The 21,075-nt window shown below is 45.8% G+C and carries 21 protein-coding genes and 1 pseudogene; 2 read left to right on the forward strand and 20 right to left on the reverse strand.

The window, feature by feature from the left end:
- Positions 1 to 3 precede the first annotated feature (3 nt).
- From FG11_RS06890 to FG11_RS06905, 4 genes are read right to left on the reverse strand one after another with little or no spacing between them, the layout of a single operon-like run.
- Positions 4 to 822 (reverse strand): SDR family oxidoreductase, encoded by an 819-nt coding sequence (locus FG11_RS06890; RefSeq protein WP_047533961.1) that lies wholly within the window; start codon positions 820 to 822, stop codon positions 4 to 6.
- Positions 815 to 1,372 carry an NUDIX domain-containing protein gene (locus FG11_RS06895; protein WP_047533962.1) on the reverse strand — a complete coding sequence of 186 codons (558 nt, stop codon included), beginning with the start codon at positions 1,370 to 1,372 and terminating at the stop codon, positions 815 to 817. Before FG11_RS06895 ends, FG11_RS06890 begins: the two co-directional genes overlap by 8 nt.
- Entirely contained in the window at positions 1,373 to 2,224 is an 852-nt protein-coding gene (ypfJ, locus tag FG11_RS06900; RefSeq protein ID WP_047533964.1) for a KPN_02809 family neutral zinc metallopeptidase, read from the reverse strand. It abuts the gene before it with no gap.
- 56 nt (positions 2,225 to 2,280) lie between these two features.
- Entirely contained in the window at positions 2,281 to 3,636 is a 1,356-nt protein-coding gene (locus FG11_RS06905; RefSeq protein ID WP_081623263.1) for an oligosaccharide flippase family protein, read from the reverse strand.
- Positions 3,637 to 3,922: 286 nt separating this feature from the next.
- Between FG11_RS06905 and FG11_RS13805 the strand changes: the two are divergent.
- Positions 3,923 to 4,027 (forward strand): annotated as a pseudogene (locus FG11_RS13805) (hypothetical protein); the annotation flags it as partial.
- Here FG11_RS13805 and FG11_RS13700 read toward each other — a convergent pair.
- A complete protein-coding gene (locus FG11_RS13700) occupies positions 4,012 to 4,758 on the reverse strand; it encodes a hypothetical protein (RefSeq protein WP_052184970.1) in 747 nt (248 codons plus the stop codon). The pseudogene FG11_RS13805 and the gene FG11_RS13700 sit on opposite strands and share 16 nt — an antisense overlap.
- On the opposite strand from FG11_RS13700, the gene FG11_RS13705 reads away from it, so the two are divergent.
- A complete protein-coding gene (locus FG11_RS13705) occupies positions 4,757 to 5,947 on the forward strand; it encodes a DUF1996 domain-containing protein (protein WP_020182342.1) in 1,191 nt (396 codons plus the stop codon). The two genes, FG11_RS13700 and FG11_RS13705, sit on opposite strands and share 2 nt — an antisense overlap.
- A 125-nt stretch (positions 5,948 to 6,072) precedes the next feature.
- Here FG11_RS13705 and FG11_RS06920 read toward each other — a convergent pair whose 3' ends face one another.
- From FG11_RS06920 to FG11_RS06990, 15 genes are all read right to left on the reverse strand, one after another.
- Entirely contained in the window at positions 6,073 to 6,366 is a 294-nt protein-coding gene (locus FG11_RS06920) for a DUF2818 family protein (protein WP_020182343.1), read from the reverse strand.
- 30 nt (positions 6,367 to 6,396) lie between these two features.
- The gene (nuoN, locus tag FG11_RS06925; protein WP_047533966.1) at positions 6,397 to 7,845 is read right to left on the reverse strand and encodes an NADH-quinone oxidoreductase subunit NuoN; all 1,449 of its coding nucleotides are present in this window, start codon (positions 7,843 to 7,845) and stop codon (positions 6,397 to 6,399) included.
- A 2-nt stretch (positions 7,846 to 7,847) separates the two neighbouring features.
- The gene (locus tag FG11_RS06930; protein ID WP_047533968.1) at positions 7,848 to 9,365 is read right to left on the reverse strand and encodes an NADH-quinone oxidoreductase subunit M; all 1,518 of its coding nucleotides are present in this window, start codon (positions 9,363 to 9,365) and stop codon (positions 7,848 to 7,850) included.
- An 11-nt stretch (positions 9,366 to 9,376) separates the two neighbouring features.
- Positions 9,377 to 11,398, reverse strand: a complete 2,022-nt coding sequence (gene nuoL, locus FG11_RS06935; protein WP_047533969.1) for an NADH-quinone oxidoreductase subunit L — start codon at positions 11,396 to 11,398, stop codon at positions 9,377 to 9,379.
- A 5-nt stretch (positions 11,399 to 11,403) separates the two neighbouring features.
- The gene (gene nuoK / locus FG11_RS06940) at positions 11,404 to 11,709 is read right to left on the reverse strand and encodes an NADH-quinone oxidoreductase subunit NuoK (protein ID WP_025224540.1); all 306 of its coding nucleotides are present in this window, start codon (positions 11,707 to 11,709) and stop codon (positions 11,404 to 11,406) included.
- 1 nt (position 11,710) lies between these two features.
- The gene (locus FG11_RS06945; RefSeq protein WP_047533971.1) at positions 11,711 to 12,355 is read right to left on the reverse strand and encodes an NADH-quinone oxidoreductase subunit J; all 645 of its coding nucleotides are present in this window, start codon (positions 12,353 to 12,355) and stop codon (positions 11,711 to 11,713) included.
- A 5-nt stretch (positions 12,356 to 12,360) separates the two neighbouring features.
- Positions 12,361 to 12,852: an NADH-quinone oxidoreductase subunit NuoI gene (gene nuoI / locus FG11_RS06950; RefSeq protein WP_025224542.1), complete on the reverse strand. Its 492-nt coding sequence runs from the start codon at positions 12,850 to 12,852 to the stop codon at positions 12,361 to 12,363.
- 1 nt (position 12,853) lies between these two features.
- Positions 12,854 to 13,882: an NADH-quinone oxidoreductase subunit NuoH gene (gene nuoH, locus FG11_RS06955; protein WP_025224543.1), complete on the reverse strand. Its 1,029-nt coding sequence runs from the start codon at positions 13,880 to 13,882 to the stop codon at positions 12,854 to 12,856.
- A complete protein-coding gene (nuoG, locus tag FG11_RS06960) occupies positions 13,882 to 16,317 on the reverse strand; it encodes an NADH-quinone oxidoreductase subunit NuoG (protein ID WP_020182351.1) in 2,436 nt (811 codons plus the stop codon). The genes nuoH and nuoG overlap by 1 nt, the downstream gene beginning before the upstream one ends.
- A 30-nt stretch (positions 16,318 to 16,347) precedes the next feature.
- Positions 16,348 to 17,673: an NADH-quinone oxidoreductase subunit NuoF gene (gene nuoF / locus FG11_RS06965; protein WP_025224544.1), complete on the reverse strand. Its 1,326-nt coding sequence runs from the start codon at positions 17,671 to 17,673 to the stop codon at positions 16,348 to 16,350.
- Positions 17,673 to 18,146 carry an NADH-quinone oxidoreductase subunit NuoE gene (nuoE, locus tag FG11_RS06970; RefSeq protein WP_020182353.1) on the reverse strand — a complete coding sequence of 158 codons (474 nt, stop codon included), beginning with the start codon at positions 18,144 to 18,146 and terminating at the stop codon, positions 17,673 to 17,675. The genes nuoF and nuoE overlap by 1 nt, the downstream gene beginning before the upstream one ends.
- Before the next feature lie 184 nt (positions 18,147 to 18,330).
- On the reverse strand, positions 18,331 to 19,584 hold the full coding sequence (locus FG11_RS06975) for an NADH-quinone oxidoreductase subunit D (RefSeq protein ID WP_025224545.1): 1,254 nt from the start codon (positions 19,582 to 19,584) through the stop codon (positions 18,331 to 18,333).
- Positions 19,577 to 20,173 carry an NADH-quinone oxidoreductase subunit C gene (locus FG11_RS06980; protein ID WP_047533973.1) on the reverse strand — a complete coding sequence of 199 codons (597 nt, stop codon included), beginning with the start codon at positions 20,171 to 20,173 and terminating at the stop codon, positions 19,577 to 19,579. Before FG11_RS06980 ends, FG11_RS06975 begins: the two co-directional genes overlap by 8 nt.
- A gap of 26 nt (positions 20,174 to 20,199) precedes the next feature.
- Positions 20,200 to 20,676 carry a NuoB/complex I 20 kDa subunit family protein gene (locus FG11_RS06985; protein WP_020182356.1) on the reverse strand — a complete coding sequence of 159 codons (477 nt, stop codon included), beginning with the start codon at positions 20,674 to 20,676 and terminating at the stop codon, positions 20,200 to 20,202.
- Positions 20,677 to 20,695: 19 nt separating this feature from the next.
- On the reverse strand, positions 20,696 to 21,025 hold the full coding sequence (locus FG11_RS06990) for an NADH-quinone oxidoreductase subunit A (RefSeq protein WP_029647559.1): 330 nt from the start codon (positions 21,023 to 21,025) through the stop codon (positions 20,696 to 20,698).
- Positions 21,026 to 21,075: the final 50 nt, after the last annotated feature.

Genomic DNA, 21,075 nt, shown 5'->3' on the forward strand with positions numbered 1-21,075 from the left:
TAGTTAAATAAGTGTTGAATAACCGTGCTGATAGCTTGGATAACTCAGCACAAAACCGGTGTCTCGTAGCCGCTCATTGGATAAGCGCTTACCTTGTGTTACGGGCGGAATACGCACATTCTTTACATTACCACCCATGTTGGTTGCCAACCAAGTCAGGACTTCATATTGCGCTACGGGCAAATCATCCGTCACGATGTACAACGGGTGTATAGATTGATTACCTAACACTTGCCCAACTAAAAAAGCTGCAAACGCTGCTGCATCATCCCGATGAATACGATTCGTCCATTGGTTCTCGGCTGGCCATCTTGTTTGATCTTTTGCCAGATTGACCAAATATAAGCGTCCCGGCCCATAAATTCCAGACAATCGCAATACCGTGCTTGAACAAGGCAAAGCTGACAGTAGCTGTTCTGCTTCCAACAGTCGCTCACCACCAAAGTCTGTCGCAATCGCTGGTGTCGCTTCATCTAGTAGCGCGTCTGCATGCTGCCCGTAAACACGGGTACTGGAGACAAAAAATACATGTTTTAATTGTGGGCCAGACTGTGATTGCAATACATTACGCAAGCCCTGCACATAGTGCCGATGATAGTTTTCATCCGTTGGCGCACTGGCAGCTACACAATACACAATCACCTCTGCAGTTAACGGCGCAAGCGTGCCCTGCTCGGTCACATCGGCCTGAATCGTATGCATGCCCAATGGCAATGTGCGCGTACTTTTACGCACACCAACCACTTCGTGGCCAGATGCATGTAATCGCACCGCGATTTCAGCGCCCAAGTCACCGCAGCCTACCAACAATATCTTAGCCATGTTGTGTTAAATATTTCTCTGCAAACAACATAGCCACGATGGTTTTACCATCGGTAATCTCGCCATCCAGAATCATCTGCATACACTGCGACAAACTCATCTCAAACACTTCCAGCGCCTCATCAATATCGCGCTGATGCTCGCCAAGCGTGAGACCCCGCGCTAAATACATATGAATCACTTCATTAGAGTAACCGATACATGGATGCTGCAAACCAAGCTTTACCCACTGTGCAGCCGTGTAACCAGTTTCTTCCAGCAGCTCGCGCTGTCCTGTCGTTAAGATTGCTTCATTTGGATCAATTTTACCCGCCGGCAACTCAATAAACACTTGATGTAGCGGGTATCGAAATTGCCGTTCGAAAATAATATTGCCATTGTCTAATAGCGGCACCACCACTACCGCGCCAGGGTGCAGCACAAACTCGCGCTGACTATGATGCCCGTTCGGCAATCGCACCTGATCGCGTTTGACTGTGAGCATACCGCCCGAGGCAATCACCTCAGAGCGAATCGTGTGCTCTTCCAAATTTACCTTGTTCACCGCCATTTAAATCGATGCCGCTTTAAACGTGTCACATTGGCGCATATCGCCAGTAGACAAACCTTGATTAAACCAATGCATACGCTGTTGAGAAGTGCCGTGGGTGAAGCTATCTGGCACGGCATAGCCTTGTGCTTGTTTTTGCAAGGCGTCATCGCCAATGGCTGCCGCAGCAGTCATGGCTTCTTCCACATCGCCAGCCTCTAAAATACGGTTCTCGCCATCGGCATGATTAGCCCAAACGCCAGCATAACAATCTGCCTGCAATTCCAAACGCACGGAATATTGATTGGCCTCCGCTTCACTCCGAGCTGACTGACGCGCGCGTTGCACTTGCTCGGAAGTGCCCATGAGGTTTTGGATATGGTGCCCCACTTCATGCGCAATCACATAGGCTTGCGCAAAGTCGCCTGGCGCATGAAAACGGTTTTTCATTTCTTGATAAAAACTTAAATCGATATACACTTTTTGATCGGCAGGACAGTAAAATGGCCCCATTGCCGCCTGCCCTGCACCACAGGCAGTACTAGTCTGCCCTGTAAACAAAACCAGTTTAGGCGCTGGGTATTGCTGGCCAGATTGCTGAAATACCTTATCCCACGTTTGCTCGGTACTCCCCAATACTTTGGCCACAAAGATTGCCATCGGGTCATCCTTAGGAATAGGCTGCGCTTCAGATGTCTCCGTTTGCTGCAACCCTTGCCCAATATTCAAGACGACCGAAGGATCTACGCCAAAATACATAGCCACCAAAGCAAGTACTATCGTACCGACACCAATGCCTTTACCGCCGATACCACCGCCACCGCCACGCCGATCTTCAACATTACTACTTTCTTGTTGGTCATCTAAACGCATTTATACACTCCTTATATATTCACACTATTGCGATACAACTAATCGCGTATACATCCTCAAAAAAGCTTATCGAAGAGATAGTTAGCCACCAAGCCAGCAGCATAGCCCACCACCAATACAGGCAACACCATCAGCTCTTTTTTCCAATCCAAAATGCCAAACCGTTTTAGGTAGAATAAAATTAACGGAATGGTGGACAAGGCACTGCACGCAATAGCCCATACCGCACCTTTAAACCCATATAAATGGTACATGCTAATACCCATGACATACAGGCAGACCAAATTGACGAATATCAGGCTACTTTGTAACTTTGGTTTACCCATGGCCAAGAAACACTCCCCTGCCAAGCGATAACGTACTTCAAACAAACTGATGGCCATGATCTGTAATATCCACCCTACAGAATGGTAGCGATCATCATAAAGAATTGTCACGATCGTATCTGCCGTCACAAACAAAAAGCTGCAACTAAACATTAAAATCAAGTCAAACGGCAGTCTTAATTTATAAAAAACCGATTTCAACGCACTAGGGTTGTCACGAAAAGTCTCACTCAAGGCGGGAAAGCCAACGGAGTGAATTAAGCTACCAATCAACTGCACTACGGCACCGACTAACAATCCAGCAATGGCGAAATAACCTAAAGAAGCTGCATCTACTAAGCCGCCTAACATCAGCTTATCGCTACTCATCACCAAAAAACCCATGATGGAGGATATAAAAATCCATTTCCCAAAGTGGAAAATGTCGTCCATGATCGTTTTGTCCCAGCAAAACCGGTTGCCTTTGCCTTCAATCATCAGATAGCTCGCGATGGTTTGAGAAAGCGTTGCAACGATCGATCCAGCTACTAACGCCCAGACATCCGGCCTAAAGTAAGCCCAAATCATCATAGCAAAAAATCCGATGACTTGGCTAATGAGTGAAATCGTCACATTGATTTTGAGGTTTAAATTTCGATTACCAAATACCAACTTGGTAGACTCGTATCCGGAAATGACCGAATTAATGCCGATGATGGCAATGATGTAAGGAAATGCCGGGTCTATATATACGCTATTGGCTGGCAACATCTGTTCGTAAGCAAGCAAGTAAAACACAACGGCCACCACTACAGACAATAACCAAATCATCCAACCCCTGACGACTTGAATGGTCCACACAGTGTTCACAAACCGCTCGTCTGAACGCTTGTTCTGAATTAAAATTTGTCTGAGCCCAATATCAGACAATAAATTCAAACCGAAAATAAACACGCCTGCCAACGCCATCAGGCCAAACATTTCTGGCGCTAACAACCTTGTCATAATCAAGTTACTGACGAACCGGATGACTTGTGTGAGCGCGTTACCACTAAAAATCCACAGACTTGAACGAATAACTCTATGCTTGAATGATTGCGATTGCATGCGGTAACTTTATAAAAAACAACAGGTTAAAATGGATGACTAACAAAACGATAGAAACTTAATTGAGATTATTAGAAAGATAACGTAACTTATTAATTATTTGTAATATTTCGTAACAATTTTTTAAGAAAAAATGCAATTTATGTCTTGACAGATTCGCATCATTATATAGAATGTTAATCATAACAAAATAGTATTAATAGTACCTCCCGTACATACATATAAAATATATTCAAAGAAACAAGGGTCATTAGTAGTAAGAATTAAAGAAGTTGGAGTTACCCAAATGAATATAACCCAATCCACCAGAACAGGGCTCAGCTCCTTGCTTCTGCTTGCATTATTAGGTTCTAGCAGTAATTTATTAGCAGATGTTTACCGTTGGCGCGATAGCAAAGGCGTCATGCAGTATTCGGATGTGCCCCCGGCAGCAATCACTAACAAACGCTCTGAAAAGATTTTGTTAAATATTATTAAGGATGGCAATCTCTGTGCAAATCCAGCAGAGCTTAAAGCAGGGAAGATTGATAATAGCCCCATTAGATTGAATATAATATGGAACACCGTTAGTAAAAACCTTACACAGACGGCCAGTCCATCAACGACCACAAGTACGACTACGTCTACAAATACAAGCACATTCAAACCAATTGCTTCAAGTACGACTACATCAACACCTAATGGGGTCGCAATAGCTACGTTAGGGTGGAAGGCTAAGGCAACTACTGGCGGCTCTACGACTACTGGTGGCTCTACGACTACTGGCGGCTCTACGACTACTGGCGGCTCTACGACTACTGGTGGTTCTACGACTACTGGTGGTTCTACGACTACTGGCGGCTCTACGACTACTGGTGGTTCTACGACTACTGGCGGCTCTACGACTACTGGCGGCTCTACGACTACTGGCGGCTCTACGACTACTGGTGGTTCTACGACTACTGGTGGTTCTACGACTACTGGTGGTTCTACGACTACTGGCGGCTCTACGACTACTGGCGGTTCTACGACTACTGGCGGTTCTACGACTACTGGCGGTTCTACGACTACTGGTGGTTCTACGACTACGAGCACCACACTGTTAGCACCTCCTAAGGTTGCAGTATTTTGCAATGGCAACATGGAGCAGTGCACAATCCCTGCAGGGGTCACTGCAAAAGTGTGGTTTGGGGTAGCTACAAAATGGACGACCAAAGAAAATGTAACAGGCAGCATCGGTTGTAATGCAACTGTGATGGGTGACCCGAAATCTAGCGCCTATAATCGTTGCTTCTACGTAGACAACAAACTGCTGGAAAAAGTACTTGATCCTAAAGGTCAAAACTTAATGCCTGCAGTGAATACAGCGCTAGCACCTAAAGCTGCGGTTGGTTTCTCAACAAAAATGCTTAAAGCAGCAACCATTCCAAAACTTGAATCGTTCCCTTACGCTGGCGCATTCCGTATGAGTTGCGAATATTCACATATGAGCAATGATGACCCGATTGTGTATCCTGGTGTGCCGAATGCAACACACCATCACACGTTCTTTGGCAATACAGCTGCAAATGCATACAGCACGAATGAAACATTGCATAACTCTGGTAACACCACTTGTGCTGGCGGCATTTTGAATCGCTCTGGTTACTGGATGCCTAGCCTGATTAATACCGCTAATGGCGCACCAGCAAAACCAAGCGTGGTTGTGGTGTATTACAAGGCCATTGATGATAAAAGCGGTGCGTATATCAAAGCACCACCAGCAGGACTACGTATGATTGCTGGCAATGCTAAACCATTAGCAGTTGCCGATGCACAAGGCGGTTTCTACTGCCAAGACCAAACCCAAGTAATGAACCCAGCCAACTGGGGGATTATGTGGCAAGGTAGTCATATCAAAGGCACTTGTGGCGGCGCAAATCAAATGTTACGTTTGATTGTGAGTTTCCCGCAATGCTGGGATGGTAAAAACCTTGACAGTCCAGACCACAAATCTCACATGGCTTATGCTTGTGGTGACGAGTGCGAAGACGCGACAGGCAAAGTGACCAAATCTGCAAACTCTTGTCCGGCTAGCCATCCTGTGGCCATTCCGAACATCACCATCAATGCAGACTTCTTCAACTTGGATGCTGCCGCTAAATACCGCTTAGCTAGTGATAATTATAGTACAGCGTATCCTGGTGGTTACTCATTACATGCTGACTGGATGAACGGTTGGGATGAAAATACGATTGGCCGTGTAGTGAAGAACTGCTTGAACAACCCTAGAAATTGCGGTGGTCCAAACTTAGGTGATGGTGAAACTTTATATGGAGTGAATCAGGACTAAGTTTCTGAACGTGTAAGGTTGTAATTCAAATAAAAAAGCCATGTGAATCATGGCTTTTTTATTGCTGGTAACTTTTAAGCTTCATTTACTTTGCTACACATGCTGCATTTAATTACACACTGACATTAACGCTTTTTCCACAGAATCTTATAAATAAACCCAGGAAATGCAAACACAAGGAACAGGCTAAATGTCACTGCGTAAAACTCCCAAGCCTGCGGGTTCACCTGCCCGTACGTCTTATACTCAGCATACTTGGCAATGCCGCCTATCACAACATATAGCACTAGCAGCTCAAGTAGACACCACGCCAAACTCTTATGGCCAGCTTTGAGTGGGGCTAGATAAAAGACTTTATCGGTAAACCAAGGTGAGTTTGCAGCTACAAAAGCAAGCAAAAGGATGGTGATTTGTGTCATAAGGGTATAAGAGCTTTGAAGTGCGAGTGGCTACTGCAAACTGGTGACGATGGATAAACCACAGAGATTCATCAGCACTTGTGGCAACAATCCAATCAGTAACAATGCCAACGCATTCATGCCCAATACAAATTGCATATCGATAGGTGCATGAATCGGACTGAGGTCGGTTGGCGCATCAAAATACATCAGCTTGACGATGCGCAGGTAGTAAAACGCACCCACCACGGCCATCAATACGGCCAACACCACTGCCCAAGTAAAGCCTGCCTGCCATGCGGCCTGCAGAACGGTAAACTTTGCATAGAAACCGATTGTGGGTGGTATCCCTGCCATGCTAAACATGGTGATTAGCATCATAAAGGCGGCCCAAGGGCTGCGTTGATTTAAGCCTTTAAGGTCATCTAGCTTATCAGCTTCAAATCCTTTACGAGACAGCAACAGGATCATGCCGAAACCGGCCAATGTCATTAACACATACGCTGAGATATAAAACAGGCTAGAAGCAAAGCCATTGAGATTTGCGCTCATTAATCCGAACAACAGGAAGCCAATGTGCGAGATGGTGGAGTATGCCAACATTCGTTTCAGATTTGTTTGTGCTATCGCGCTTAAATTGCCAATGATGATAGACAGCAACGCCATGATAAGTAACATGTCTTGCCAGTCTGCCGCTAACGGGTACAGGCCCTGTGCCAGCAAACGAATAGTGATGGCAAATGCCGCAAACTTAGGGACAGAGCCAATTAATAAGGTAATAGAGGTCGGAGCGCCTTGATAGACATCTGGCACCCACATTTGGAACGGCACGGCACCAAACTTGAACGCCAACCCAGCCACTACAAAGACCAAGCCCATAATCAGCACAGGATTATGTTGCCCAATATTCGATATCTCCACTGCGATTTCTGAAATATTCAGGCTGCCGGTCATGCCGTAAATCATACTCATACCATACAGCAGCATGCCGGAAGCGAGCGCACCCAATACAAAATACTTCATGGCAGCTTCAGAGGCGCGTGGGTTATCTCGATCAAACGCAACCAAAGAATACAAGCATAAAGACAATAGCTCTAAGCCCATATAAATGGTCAGCATATTCTGACCGGAAATCATGATCATCATGCCCAGCATGGAAAATAGCACCATGGCGTAGTACTCACCACGGAACATATTGCGCTGCTTTTGATATTGGCGTGTATACACCAACATAATTGAGCTACCGAGATACGTCATCAGTTTGAGCACATCGCCTAAACTATCATCCACAAACATGCCGCTAAACGCATAGCTCACGCCCAATGTGTGGGTTTGAAACGTAAATACCGCTGCAGCAAACAAGGTAAATTGTGCCAAGCTGTAAATTACAAAGCGGTTTTGCGGTTTAATAAATAAATCGACCAGCAAAATAAACATGGCCATGCACAGCACGGTCAGTTCAGGCAGCACATTGAGAATATCGTATTGAAAAGTTTCCATCGTTAGATACTTGCTGCAGGCACACTGCTTATGATTGGTATTTTAGTGGTTTGCATATGGGTCAAAAATTCTGCACTGGTGGCTTGTAATAATGCGGTAATAGGCTCTGGGTACACACCAAAACCAATGACCAACAATGCCAACGTTGCCAGAATTATAAATTCTCTTGCGTTAATGTCGGTTAATTCGGCCACATGTGTATTGGCGATTGCGCCATAGAATACGCGTTTGGTCATCCATAACGTATAGGCCGCGCCAAAAATCAAAGTGGTCGCTGCTAAAAAAGCTACCCAGAAGTTAAACTTAACCGCAGCTAGAATTACCATAAACTCGCCCACAAAGCCCGATGTACCTGGCAACCCGCTATTGGCCATGGCAAATAACACGGCAAATGCAGCAAAGATCGGCATGGTATTCACTACGCCGCCGTAGTCAGCAATTTGGCGGCTATGCATACGGTCATACAGCACCCCCACACATAAGAACATGGCGCTGGAAATAAATCCGTGGGAAATCATTTGCACCACTGCGCCCTCCAACCCCAGCTGGCTAAACATAAAGAAGCCTAGTGTGACAAACCCCATGTGTGAAATCGAGGAATAAGCAATCAGCTTTTTCATGTCTTTTTGCACCAATGCCACCAAAGCAATATATACAATCGCAATCAATGACAGTGTGACCATGGTATTGGCAAAGTAATGCGCCGCATCCGGTGCAATCGGCATGGCAAATCGTAAAAAGCTATATCCACCCAACTTTAGCGCGATGGCCGCAAGTACCACCGAACCACCGGTAGGCGCTTCAACGTGCGCATCCGGCAACCATGTATGCACAGGCCACATCGGGATTTTGACAGCAAATGCCATAAAGAAGGCAATAAAAATCCAAATCTGCGCACTCATGCTAATCGGCAACGCATAGTAATCTGTAAGCGCAAAACTACCTGTTTGATGGTACAGGTAAATAAATGCAACCAACATCAACAATGAACCAAGTAGCGTGTATAAGAAGAATTTGATGGTGGCATAAACGCGGTTTGGGCCACCCCAAATTCCAATCACCAAGAACATCGGGATCAGCATTGCTTCCCAGAACACATAATACAAAATGGCATCTAAGGCACTAAATACGCCAATCATCAGGCCACTCATGATTAAAAACGCAGCCATATATTGTGCAATGCTTTTGGTAATCACTTCCCACGCTGCAATCACCACCAATACCGTGGTAAAACTGGTCAATAAGATAAGGGGTACAGAAAACCCGTCAGCACCTAAGTGGTAGTAGATATTAAACGCAGGGATCCATGATGCACTTTCCTCAAACTGGAACGTACCAATCTGCAATTGGAACCCAGTGTAGAGCGGAATCGTCACTAAAAAACTAATGACCGCGCCAACCAGAGCGACCCATCGTGTTCGATTTGCGTTTTGATCACTACCAAGCAATAAAACAATGACGCCAGCCAAAATAGGCAACCAGATGGCAAAGCTTAGTATGTGTTGATTGAATAAATTCATGTGCAACTTTTTTAGTTGATTTTAATAAAGAATGTTAAAAACAAAAACACGCCGATAATCATGGCAAATGCATAGTGATAAATAAGACCAGACTGCAAATGACGCACTTTGCTCGATATTTTTACAATCAAGTTTGCCGTGCCATTGACCATGGCGCCATCGATGAGTTGAACATCGCCAATCTGCCATAATTTGCTGCCTATAAAACGTGAGCCTCCTGCAAAAAAGCGCTCATTAAAACTATCGAAGCCGTATTTGTTTTCAAGCACTTGGTAAATCAAATTACATTTACGCTGAATCGTGGCAGGAATATCTGGGCGTTTCATATAAAAGAACCATGAAATCAGCACACCAGAAGCGGCTAACGCAAATGGTAGTGTCAGGAAACCATATAACGCCATACCTGCTGGACTATGTAATAGTTCATGGTAATGGTGAGCCAAGTGCTGCATGGCCGGATGTGCGTTGGCATCCACAAAAATCACCTGATTGAAAAAATCACCAAACAGCATGGACTCAATCGCGACATAGCCCACAATTGCTGAAGGAATCGCTAGCAAAATTAACGGTGCAGTCACTACCCAACCAGGCTCATGCGGATCGTCCGTAGGCGATAGGCCATGGTGGTGATCATCGTCATGGTGTGCATGTGCGTCGTGATGCACTTCACGCCACTTTTCTTTACCATGGAACACCAAGAAATAGAGTCTAAATGAGTAGAAAGCAGTGACGAACACGCCTGCTAACACTGCAAAGTAGGCAAATCCACTGCCATTGATATGCGAAAACTTCACTGCCTCGATAATGCTATCTTTGGAATAGAAGCCAGCAAAAAATGGTGTGCCAATCAGCGCGAGTGAGCCGATCAAGGAAGTAATCCAGGTAACTGGCATGTATTTTTTCAAGTTACCCATATTGCGGATGTCTTGATCATGATGCATACCCATGATGACTGAGCCAGCCGCTAAGAATAGCAATGCTTTAAAGAATGCATGCGTCATCAAATGAAAGATAGCCACTGAGTAAGCAGACGCGCCAAGCGCTACGGTCATATACCCTAATTGGGATAAGGTGGAGTAAGCCACCACACGTTTAATGTCGTTTTGAATAATGCCTAAGAACCCCATAAACAAAGCGGTGATTGCACCAATCACCATCACTGTCGACAATGCAGTAGTGGACAATTCAAACAAAGGCGACATACGGGCCACCATAAAGATACCTGCAGTTACCATGGTCGCAGCGTGAATCAATGCGGAAATAGGCGTTGGGCCTTCCATAGAGTCTGGTAGCCACACATGCAATGGCACTTGCGCAGATTTACCCATGGCACCCACAAAGAGCAAAATACAGGTCACAGTCATCAACGACCAGTCAATATTCGGTAAAATCTGAACCTGCGCACTGGCTAGTCTTGGTGCAGCTTCAAATACAGTGGCATAGTCCAAACTACCAAAGTGGAATAGCACCATGCCAATGCCGAGTAAAAAGCCAAAGTCGCCTACACGATTCACTAAAAAAGCTTTGAGGTTCGCATAAATAGCAGTGGGTCTGGTATACCAAAAACCAATCAGCAGGTAGGAGACCAAGCCTACGGCTTCCCAACCAAAGAACAGCTGCATGAAGTTATTGCTCATGACCAACATCAGCATAGAGAAGGTAAACAATGAGATGTAGCTAAAGAAACGGCTATAGCCAGGATCTTCATGCATATAGCCAATGGTGTAAATATGTACCATTAACGATACAAATGTCACCACAACCATCATCATGGCAGTGAGGTTATCAATGAGAAATCCCACTTCAAAGTTAAAAGCGCCAGAAGTAAGCCAGCGATAGACTGTCTCATTAAGCGTAAAACCATGCATGGTTTGATTCAACACATAGGCGGATAAGACAAATGCCAGCCCTACCCCAGCGATGGTCAGCACATGTGCATAGTGTCTGGGCAATTTGCCCCCAAACAAGCCCACAATCGTTGCTGCAATCAGTGGCAGGATAGGAATCAGCAATAAAATTTTTGACATACTCATATTCATTAACCGTTTAAATGGTCTAAATCATCTACGTTAATCGTACGTAAATTACGGAACAGCACGACTAAAATAGCTAGTCCGATAGCCGACTCTGCTGCTGCCACGGTTAAGATGAAAAACACAAACACTTGGCCGGCAATATCGTTTAAGTAATGCGAGAACGCAATAAAATTCAAATTGACCGCCAACAGCATTAACTCAATGGCCATCAATAAAATAATCACGTTTTTTCGGTTGAGAAAAATGCCGACTACACTGATAGCAAACATCAGTGCGCCCAGGATAAGGTAATGAGATAAACCGACCATGTTATTGTTTCCCCTCTGCAGGTGTATCCGTCACAGCTGGTGGCTCAACTGGCAGCTCTACTTCGGCCGGCATGCTGACGATACGTACCCTGTCTTGTTTACGCACTTTCACTTGATCTGCTGGGTTCATCGATTTATTGTCTTGGCGATCGCGCAATGTCAGCACAATGGCTGCCACAATGGCCACCAGCAGTACTACAGAAGCCAATTCGAATGGCAATAGATATTCGGTATACAAAACACGCCCCAACTCAGCCGTATTGCTGTAGCCAACCGGCTTGCTCACCGCATGCGTAGGACTAAAATATTTGCCACCCAGTACCATGGCCATTTCCACCACCATCAGCAGGCCAATGAAACCAGCCATGGGCAAGTACTCCCAAAACCCTTCGCGCAGCTTGTCTACATTGATATCCAGCATCATGACCACAAACAGAAAAAGCACCATCACCGCGCCGACATAGACCAACACCAGTGCAATACCCAAAAATTCAGCTTCTAATACTAACCAGATGCCGGCAGCCGTAAAAAAAGCCAATACCAAAAATAGCGCGGCATATACTGGGTTACGGGTAGTGATAACACGTAAACCTGCGAACAGTAGAATGGCAGCCAGTGTATAAAAAACAATATCAGTAAATACCATGGCAATTACCTAAACGTCTTATCTTGCGCGCGGTCTGCGGCAATTTGTTGCTCGTATTTGTCGCCAACTGCTAGCAGCATTTCCTTGGTGTAAAGTAAATCACCCCGTTGCTCGCCGTGGTAGTCAAATATGCGCGTTTCCACAATGCTATCCACCGGGCAGGACTCTTCACATAGTCCACAGAAAATACACTTGGTTAAATCAATGTCATAGCGCGTGGTTCTGCGGGTATTGTCTTCGCGCTGTTCCGATTCGATGGTGATGGCCATTGCAGGGCAAACCGCTTCGCACAACTTACAGGCAATGCAGCGTTCTTCGCCATTGGGGTAGCGACGTAATGCATGCAAACCTCTAAAGCGGTTAGATTGCGGTGTACGCTCTTCCGGATATTGGATGGTGATTTTACGTGCAAAGAAATAACGTCCAGTGAGCGCCATGCCTTTCAGCAACTCCCAGAGCATCAAACTTCCCAATGTGTTTTTAATAGTATTTAGCATATTAGTGGAACAAATAACCTAATGAGGTTTGCATCATGGCACCGACGAAAACAATCCAAACCAATGTGATTGGAATAAAAATCTTCCAGCCCAAGCGCATAATTTGGTCATAGCGGTAACGTGGGAATGTTGCACGGAACCACAGGAACATGAACAATAAAAACGCTACTTTAGCCAGCAGCCACAAGAAGCTATCTGGAATGAAGGGTACCGGTGACAACCAACCACCTAAGAACATCAACGCAGCCAACATTGATACCAGAATCATATTGGCATACTCAGCCAAGAAAAACACAGCAAACGCCATACCGGAGTATTCCACATGGAAGCCCGCCACAATCTCAGACTCACCCTCAGCCACGTCGAACGGTGCACGGTTGGTCTCAGCCACCGCACTAATAAAATACACCACAAACAACGGGAACAATGGAATGAAATACCAATGCCAGAAACCACCAGCCTGACCCAGCACAATCTTGCCTAGATTCAAGGAGTTGGCGCACATCAGCACCCCCACCAAGGTAAAGCCCATGGCAATCTCGTAAGAAACAATCTGCGCCGCAGAACGTAACGAACCTAAAAATGCATACTTAGAGTTAGAAGCCCAACCGGCAATAATCACTCCGTATACGGCTACTGAAGTCATGGCCAGAATGTAAAGCAAGCCAGCATCGATATCCGCCAGCACCATGGTGGCATCAAACGGTACCACGGCCCAAGCAGCAAACGCAGGTGCAATGGCGAGCACAGGGCCTAGGAAAAACAGACCTTTATTGGAAGCCGTTGGCAGAATGATTTCTTTGAACAATAATTTCAGGCCATCGGCTAGTGGTTGCAATAAGCCCCAATAGCCTACCCGGTTTGGGCCAATGCGCACCTGCATATAGCCAATCACTTTACGCTCTGCCAACGTTAAGTACGCAACAGCGATCATCAGCGGCAATACAATCGCTACGATTTTAATCAGTGTCCAAGTCACTGTTTGCACAGACGGCCAGTACTCACCAAAAAATTGCGCTAAAAACGCCATCATGACACCGCTTCCATCATCGTGGTTTCATAAGGCTTGTAATGTTCTTCCGTCGTTTTTTCAAGGGTGATATCCCCCATCAAATCGCCCAACCCTACGGTCAGCTCATGTGATGCTGCTACACGTACGCAACCTTTAGCCACATGGTGATCTAATTTCACTTTCAGAACAGCACTACCACGGTCTTGTTTTGCCAATACAACGTCACCTTCTACCAAGCCGAGTAACGCCATTTGTTCGGCGCACATTCTAGCCATTGGGCGAATGTTGTATTTGGTTTTTTGCAACGGTGGCGAACGACGCACAATTGGGTCTGACTCGTACTGTGGGACTTCCCCAATGCGCTGCAAGCCTTCTTTTTTGATGTTAACCTGAATTTCAACCAACTCTTTTAGGTTGTTATTCAAACTGCGCCATGCTACTGCGGATGGTTTCTCGCCATTGAAGATTTTATTTTTCACTTCTTCACTGCTATTAAAATCAAAACCTTCCAGCCCCAACGTATTGGCTAATACGCGTAGTACTTTCCATGCTGGACGACACTCCCCTAATGGTTTGGTCACTGCTTGGAAGCTTTGAATACGCCCTTCCATACTCATATACGTACCGGAAGTCTCAGTAAATGGTGCTATTGGCAATAAAATATCTGCATTTTCTAGCGCTTGTGATTTATAAGCAGTCAACGCAACTACGCACTCAGCTTTGGCCATGGCGGCTTTGGCTAAGGCGGCATGTTGGCAATCCAATTCCGGCTCAATATTGAGCAACATATAGGCTTTGCGTGGCACCTCTAGCATAGCGCGCGCATGCATTCCTGTCGCACTCGGCATTACGCCCATCAAATGCATCCCGGTACTATTGGCTGCCGCTGGCAAAATACCGCCCTTAGCACCAGAGATACCAGCAATCGCTTCCGCCATACTGTACATCTCGGTAAAGCGTGGGTCACTGAGCCCCATATTGCCGATAAAAATACCTACTTTTGGTGCAATCAATACCAAGTCTTCGCTGATACCAGCCAAGCTCTCGGCCATGGCTTGTGTATTAGGGCGTACACGAATCTCTTCTAATAATTGATTGAGTGATGGTGGTAGGCACAAGGAAAGCTTTTGTAAGCCAGACATGGCTTTGAGCACTTGACCCAGCACATTGACCATATCATTTGGGCGCACAATCACTTTATGCGCAATATCCATCAATGGATCATTGTCCAGCGGGCTGACGATACAAAGCTCGGCGCCATTGGCAACGGCTTTACGGAAGCGTTGCGCAAGCAATGGGTGCTCATTTCGGATATTGGAACCAATCAATAAAATGCGATCAAGCTCTTCAATCTCTTGAATATTACAACCCATCCATGGCGTACCTACACGTTTGCCATCCAACCTAAAGTCGGTCTGGCGTAAACGATAGTCCACATTGCCGCTGCCTAAGCTATTGGCAAGTTGCTTAATTAAATAGCCCTCTTCCATCGTGCTATTGGGGGAAACCAATACGCCTAATGCATCTCCGCCATGTTGTGTGGTAATGTCTTTGAGCTGGCCTGCAGCAAACTCTAATGCAGTTTTCCAGTCGGTTTCTTGCCATTGTCCGTTGTGCTTAATCATCGGCACTTTTAAACGGTCTGGGCTATTGAGACCTTCATAGGAGTAGCGGTCACGATCTGATAACCAGCACTCATTAATAGACTCTTTTTCACGCGGCAATACACGCATGACCTTATTATCTTTGACGTGTACTTCAATATGTGAACCCAAACCATCATGTGGCGCAATGGATGGGCGGCGTGTGAGTTCCCAACTACGGGCAGAATAGCGGAAGGGCTTGCTGGTCAAAGCGCCCACTGGGCACAAATCAATAATGTTGCCACTCAATTCAGAGTTCACGGATTTGTCGACATACGCTGTAATCTCTGCATGCTCACCACGGCCAACTAAACCAAGCTCTTGCATGCCACCCACTTCTTTCAAGAAGCGAACGCAGCGTGTGCATTGAATGCAACGTGTCATATCGGTACTGACTAACGGCCCAATGTTTTTATTGAACACCACGCGTTTTTCTTCTGCATAACGTGAGCCACTGGCACCATAGGCCACTGCAATATCTTGCAAATCGCATTCGCCACCTTGGTCACAAATTGGACAATCCAATGGGTGATTAATCAGCAAAAACTCCATCACGCTCTGCTGTGCTTCCACCGCGGCTTTACTGCGCGTGTAAATTTTCATCCCATCGGCCACTGGTGTGGCGCAAGCTGGCAGAGGCTTATTAAATTTTTCAACTTGCACTAGGCACATACGGCAGTTGGCTGCGACCGATAGTTTTTTGTGATAACAAAAACGCGGAATCGCAATACCCACTTTATCAGCAGCATCGATAATCGTGCTGCCGTGTTCGACTTCTAATGGTTTGCCGTCTATTTCAATATTTAACATGTAGATACCGTATTGTTTATCTCGTCGCGATTACTTACCGTCAACCATGCTTTTGCCATGCTGAATATAGTATTCAAACTCTGGTCTAAAGTGTTTAATAAAACTCAGCACAGGCGTTGCTGCTGCATCCCCCAACGCACAAATAGTGCGCCCAGAGATATTATTGCTCACGTCGGTCAGCAAGTCTAAATCTTCCATCTTACCTTTGCCATCGACAATACGTGAGATGACGCGGTATACCCAACCTGTGCCCTCACGACATGGCGTGCATTGCCCGCAACTTTCTTCATAAAAGAAATAGCTCAGGCGTTTTAACGCTTTGACCATACAGGTCGTCTCGTCCATGACAATCATGGAACCTGCGCCTAAGCTGGAACCGGCTTTACTCAAGCCATCATAGTCCATGGTCGCATCCACTATCGCACTGGCAGGCATCACCGCAGTAGAGGGCCCACCCGGAATCACCGCTTTTAACTGACGGCCTTTCCAAACACCACCGGTCATTGCTAGCAAGTCAGCAAATGGTGTACCCATTTTAACTTCGTAATTGCCTGGCTTTTCTACGTGGCCAGACACTGAGAATAACTTAGTACCGCCTGAATTCCGCACCCCCAAATCAGCAAAGGCTTGGCCGCCGTGTTGCAATATCCAAGGGATAGAAGCATAACTCTCTGTATTGTTGACATTGGTAGGTTTACCAAACACACCATAGCTGGCTGGGAATGGTGGCTTAAAGCGCGGCTGGCCTTTTTTACCCTCGATTGATTCAATCAGCGCAGTCTCTTCACCACAAATGTAAGCGCCATAGCCATGCACCGCATATAAATCAAAGCTGAAATTAGAGCCAAATAAATTTTCGCCAATGTAGCCAGCTTTACGTGCTTCAGCCAGAGCCAGTTCAAATGACTCATAATCTTGCCAAATTTCACCGTGGATATAGTTATACCCTACGCGCGCGCCTAACGTATAAGCGGCAATCGCCATGCCTTCAATTAGCTGATGTGGGTTATAGCGGATAATATCGCGGTCTTTAAATGTACCTGGCTCGCCTTCATCTGTATTGCAGACCAAATATTTGGTGCCGTCGTAGTAACGCGGCATAAAGCTCCACTTGAGTCCTGTTGGAAAGCCAGCACCGCCTCGACCACGCAAATTGGAGATTTTGATTTGACTGATTATGTCTGTGGCTTTTACCTTCTCGGTCACCAGGCGTTTTAACTGTGCATAGCCACCTAGTTTTTCATAGGTTTCTAGCGATGCCGGATTTTTCTCTGTAAGTGTGCGCAGTGTGAGTAATGTCTGGCCTTTTAAATCCGTCATCACAGGCTTCGCTGTTGCTTTCTTTAACGCAGCCATTATGGAAGCTCCTTCAAAATCTCATCCACTTTTTCTGGCGTTAAAAACTCATGCATCTGCGTATTATTGACATGCAGCAACGGTGCGCCGCCACAACAACCCATACACTCACCTTCTTTTAAGCAAAACTTACCATCAGCAGTGACTTCATTAAAGCCAATACCAAGCTTTTCTTGAAGATGGTCTACGATGACATCAGCCTCACGCAACATGCAAGAAATATTGGTACACACCGTAATTTTGTATTTGCCTACGGGAGACAACTCATACATATTGTAAAAAGTAGCCACTTCCATCGCCGCAATTTCCGGGATACGTAAGTATGTTGCCACCTCAGTAATACTCTCTTTAGATAGCCAGCCACGCTCTGTTTGCACAATACGCAGGGCTGACATCACCGCTGCTCGACGCTGATCGGCAGGGTACTTGGTCAGTTCATACTCTATTTTTTGAATAGCTTCTTTACTTAACATAATCTTTATTAACTCACCACAGAGACATCGAAGCGCAAAGAAAATCTTTTTCTCATATCACTTGAAAAAGTAAAGTTTCTAAACAAGACGAGTAGCACAGCAAAAAAATTTGCGCCGCATAGACCAACTATGTAAGCAGATTTTTTTGTGAAGCCACGCAGTATTGTGACGAAAGTTTGCTTTTTCATCGGTCTATCTCACCAAACACAATATCTTGCGTACCAATAATCGCCACCAAATCTGCAATCATGTGACCTCTTGTCATTTCATCTAGCGCAGCAAGATGCGGGAAACCTGGTGCGCGTATTTTTAAACGATAAGGCTTGTTCGCGCCATCGGAAATCATGTAAATACCAAACTCACCTTTTGGATGCTCCACCGCGGCATACGCTTCGCTGGCCGGCACATGAAAGCCTTCGGTAAACAGCTTAAAGTGATGAATCATATCTTCCATGTTGGTTTTCATGCCTTCACGGTTAGGTGGCGCTACTTTATTGTCGTCCGTAATGACAGGGCCGGGATGCTTACGTAACCAATCGACACATTGCTTGATAATGCGATTGGATTGTCTAAACTCCTCAATTCGCACCAAATAACGGTCATAACAATCGCCATTCACACCAATCGGAATATCAAAATCTAAATCAGCATAGACTTCATAAGGCTGTTTTTTACGTAAATCCCAAGCAATACCAGAGCCACGTAACATCGGGCCCGTCATGCCAAGCGCCAATGCGCGCTCAGGCGTCACCACGCCAATACCGACGGTACGTTGCTTCCATATACGGTTGTCCGTCAGCAGTGTTTCATACTCATCTACATAAGCGGGGAAACGGTTGGTAAAATCCTCAATAAAGTCCAATACTGAACCTTGGCGATTTTCATTGAGTTTTTTGATTTCATCGGCACTTCTAAACTTAGTTGTTTCATGCTGAGGCATTTTATTAGGTAAATCGCGATATACGCCACCCGGACGGTAATAAGCGGCATGCATACGTGCACCAGAAACAGCTTCATACACATCAAATAAATCTTCACGCTCACGGAAAGCATATAAGAATACGGTCATAGCACCAACATCCAATGCATGCGCACCCAACCATAATAAGTGATTGAGCACACGCGTGATTTCATCAAACATCACACGGATATACTGCGCACGGATAGGTACTTCAAGGCCCAGCATTTTCTCGATTGCCATCACATAAGCATGCTCGTTCGCCATCATCGACACATAATCCAAGCGGTCCATATATGGTACGCTTTGCAAATAGGTACGATTTTCGGCCAGCTTTTCTGTGGCGCGGTGTAACAAGCCAATATGTGGATCAGCACGCTGAATCACTTCGCCATCCAACTCCAATACCAATCGCAACACGCCATGTGCGGCAGGATGTTGCGGCCCAAAGTTCATGGTGTAATTACGAATCTCAGCCATGATGGAATCCTTCGTCGCGAATCACACGCGGCACATTATTGCGCAACTCGATGGATACCGGTTGATACACCACACGCTGCTGCACTGGGTCATAACGCATTTCAACGTTGCCTATCATGGGGAAATCTTTACGGAACGGATGACCGACAAAGCCATAATCTGTCAGCAATCGACGTAAGTCCGGATGGTTCTCAAACATCATGCCATATAAATCAAACGCCTCGCGCTCAAACCAGTTGGCGACCGGCCAAACATCAATCAGGGTGGTGAAAACAGGAAAATCGTCATCTGCAGCAAATACACGCACACGTACACGCTGATTGAGAGAGACTGAAAGCAAATGCAGCACTACAGCAAAGCGCGCACCCTGCCACTGCCCATCCCCATACTCGGAATAGTCGACACCACAGAGGTCAATTAACTGCTCGAATTTCAATTCAGCATGCTCGCGCAACTTGTAACAGGCGGCGATCATATCCGTACACTTCACTTCAATGGTAATTTCCCCTTGCGCAACCGTGTGCTTGGTCAATACATCACCAAGGGCAAGTTTAATTTGTGCAGAGAGTTGTTCTAATTTGGCAGACATGAATAAGGGTTATCCAATAGGCAGATTTATCGAGCAATAGTATTGGTTCTTTTAATTTTCTTTTGCAACTGAATAATGCCGTAAAGCAAAGCTTCGGCAGTGGGCGGACAACCCGGCACATAGACATCCACCGGCACAATACGGTCACAACCACGCACTACAGAATAGGAATAATGGTAGTAGCCACCGCCATTGGCGCAACTGCCCATGGAAATCACCCAGCGCGGCTCTGCCATTTGGTCATACACCTTACGCAAGGCCGGTGCCATTTTATTGACCAAGGTACCCGCCACAATCATGACATCTGACTGACGCGGACTAGGACGAAACACAATACCGAAACGATCCAAATCATAACGAGAGGCGCCAGCGTGCATCATTTCCACTGCACAGCATGCCAAACCAAACGTCATTGGCCACATAGACCCAGTGCGCGTGTAATTGATGACCGTATCGAGCGTGGTCGTCACAAAGCCTTTTTCTAAGACGCCTTCAATACTCATACGCCCACCTTGTGATGACTCAATCCCACTCTAGCGCACCTTTCATCCACTCGTAAATAAAGCCAACCACCAGCACAAACAAAAAGAGCATCATTGCCCAAAAACCGGCCAGGCCAATCTCTTGAATGACCACTGCCCATGGGAATAAAAATGCAATTTCCAAATCAAATAGGATAAATAAGATAGCGACCAGATAGTAACGCACATCAAACTTCATACGCGCATCTTCAAACGCTTCAAAACCACATTCGTAGGGGGAGTTTTTTTCTGAATCTGGTCGGTGAGGAGAGACCAATTTACCAAGGATTAGCGGACCCAAGCCAACACCCAAACCAACCAAAATAAACATCAAAATAGGAAAATAGTTTTCTAGCACTGGTCAGCCCTAAGCTAATTTAC

It is taken from the genome of Methylotenera sp. N17, assembly GCF_000799155.1.
In the GTDB taxonomy this organism is placed as follows: domain Bacteria; phylum Pseudomonadota; class Gammaproteobacteria; order Burkholderiales; family Methylophilaceae; genus Methylophilus.

Coding starts and splice junctions, on each gene's coding strand:
- FG11_RS13705 (WP_020182342.1), top strand. CDS start 4,757: ATGGAGCAGTGCACAATCCCTGCAGGGGTCACTGCAAAAGTGTGGTTT.
- FG11_RS06985 (WP_020182356.1), bottom strand. CDS start 20,676: ATGAGTATTGAAGGCGTCTTAGAAAAAGGCTTTGTGACGACCACGCTC.
- nuoN (WP_047533966.1), bottom strand. CDS start 7,845: ATGGAAACTTTTCAATACGATATTCTCAATGTGCTGCCTGAACTGACC.
- FG11_RS06945 (WP_047533971.1), bottom strand. CDS start 12,355: ATGGTATTTACTGATATTGTTTTTTATACACTGGCTGCCATTCTACTG.
- FG11_RS06980 (WP_047533973.1), bottom strand. CDS start 20,173: ATGTCTGCCAAATTAGAACAACTCTCTGCACAAATTAAACTTGCCCTT.
- FG11_RS06930 (WP_047533968.1), bottom strand. CDS start 9,365: ATGAATTTATTCAATCAACACATACTAAGCTTTGCCATCTGGTTGCCT.
- nuoI (WP_025224542.1), bottom strand. CDS start 12,852: ATGCTAAATACTATTAAAAACACATTGGGAAGTTTGATGCTCTGGGAG.
- FG11_RS06920 (WP_020182343.1), bottom strand. CDS start 6,366: ATGACACAAATCACCATCCTTTTGCTTGCTTTTGTAGCTGCAAACTCA.
- nuoK (WP_025224540.1), bottom strand. CDS start 11,709: ATGGTCGGTTTATCTCATTACCTTATCCTGGGCGCACTGATGTTTGCT.
- FG11_RS06905 (WP_081623263.1), bottom strand. CDS start 3,636: ATGCAATCGCAATCATTCAAGCATAGAGTTATTCGTTCAAGTCTGTGG.
- ypfJ (WP_047533964.1), bottom strand. CDS start 2,224: ATGCGTTTAGATGACCAACAAGAAAGTAGTAATGTTGAAGATCGGCGT.
- nuoF (WP_025224544.1), bottom strand. CDS start 17,673: ATGGCTGCGTTAAAGAAAGCAACAGCGAAGCCTGTGATGACGGATTTA.
- FG11_RS06990 (WP_029647559.1), bottom strand. CDS start 21,025: ATGTTTATTTTGGTTGGTTTGGGTGTTGGCTTGGGTCCGCTAATCCTT.
- nuoE (WP_020182353.1), bottom strand. CDS start 18,146: ATGTTAAGTAAAGAAGCTATTCAAAAAATAGAGTATGAACTGACCAAG.
- nuoG (WP_020182351.1), bottom strand. CDS start 16,317: ATGTTAAATATTGAAATAGACGGCAAACCATTAGAAGTCGAACACGGC.
- FG11_RS13700 (WP_052184970.1), bottom strand. CDS start 4,758: ATGTTGCCATTGCAAAATACTGCAACCTTAGGAGGTGCTAACAGTGTG.
- FG11_RS06895 (WP_047533962.1), bottom strand. CDS start 1,372: ATGGCGGTGAACAAGGTAAATTTGGAAGAGCACACGATTCGCTCTGAG.
- FG11_RS06890 (WP_047533961.1), bottom strand. CDS start 822: ATGGCTAAGATATTGTTGGTAGGCTGCGGTGACTTGGGCGCTGAAATC.
- FG11_RS06975 (WP_025224545.1), bottom strand. CDS start 19,584: ATGGCTGAGATTCGTAATTACACCATGAACTTTGGGCCGCAACATCCT.
- nuoL (WP_047533969.1), bottom strand. CDS start 11,398: ATGAGTATGTCAAAAATTTTATTGCTGATTCCTATCCTGCCACTGATT.
- nuoH (WP_025224543.1), bottom strand. CDS start 13,882: ATGGCGTTTTTAGCGCAATTTTTTGGTGAGTACTGGCCGTCTGTGCAA.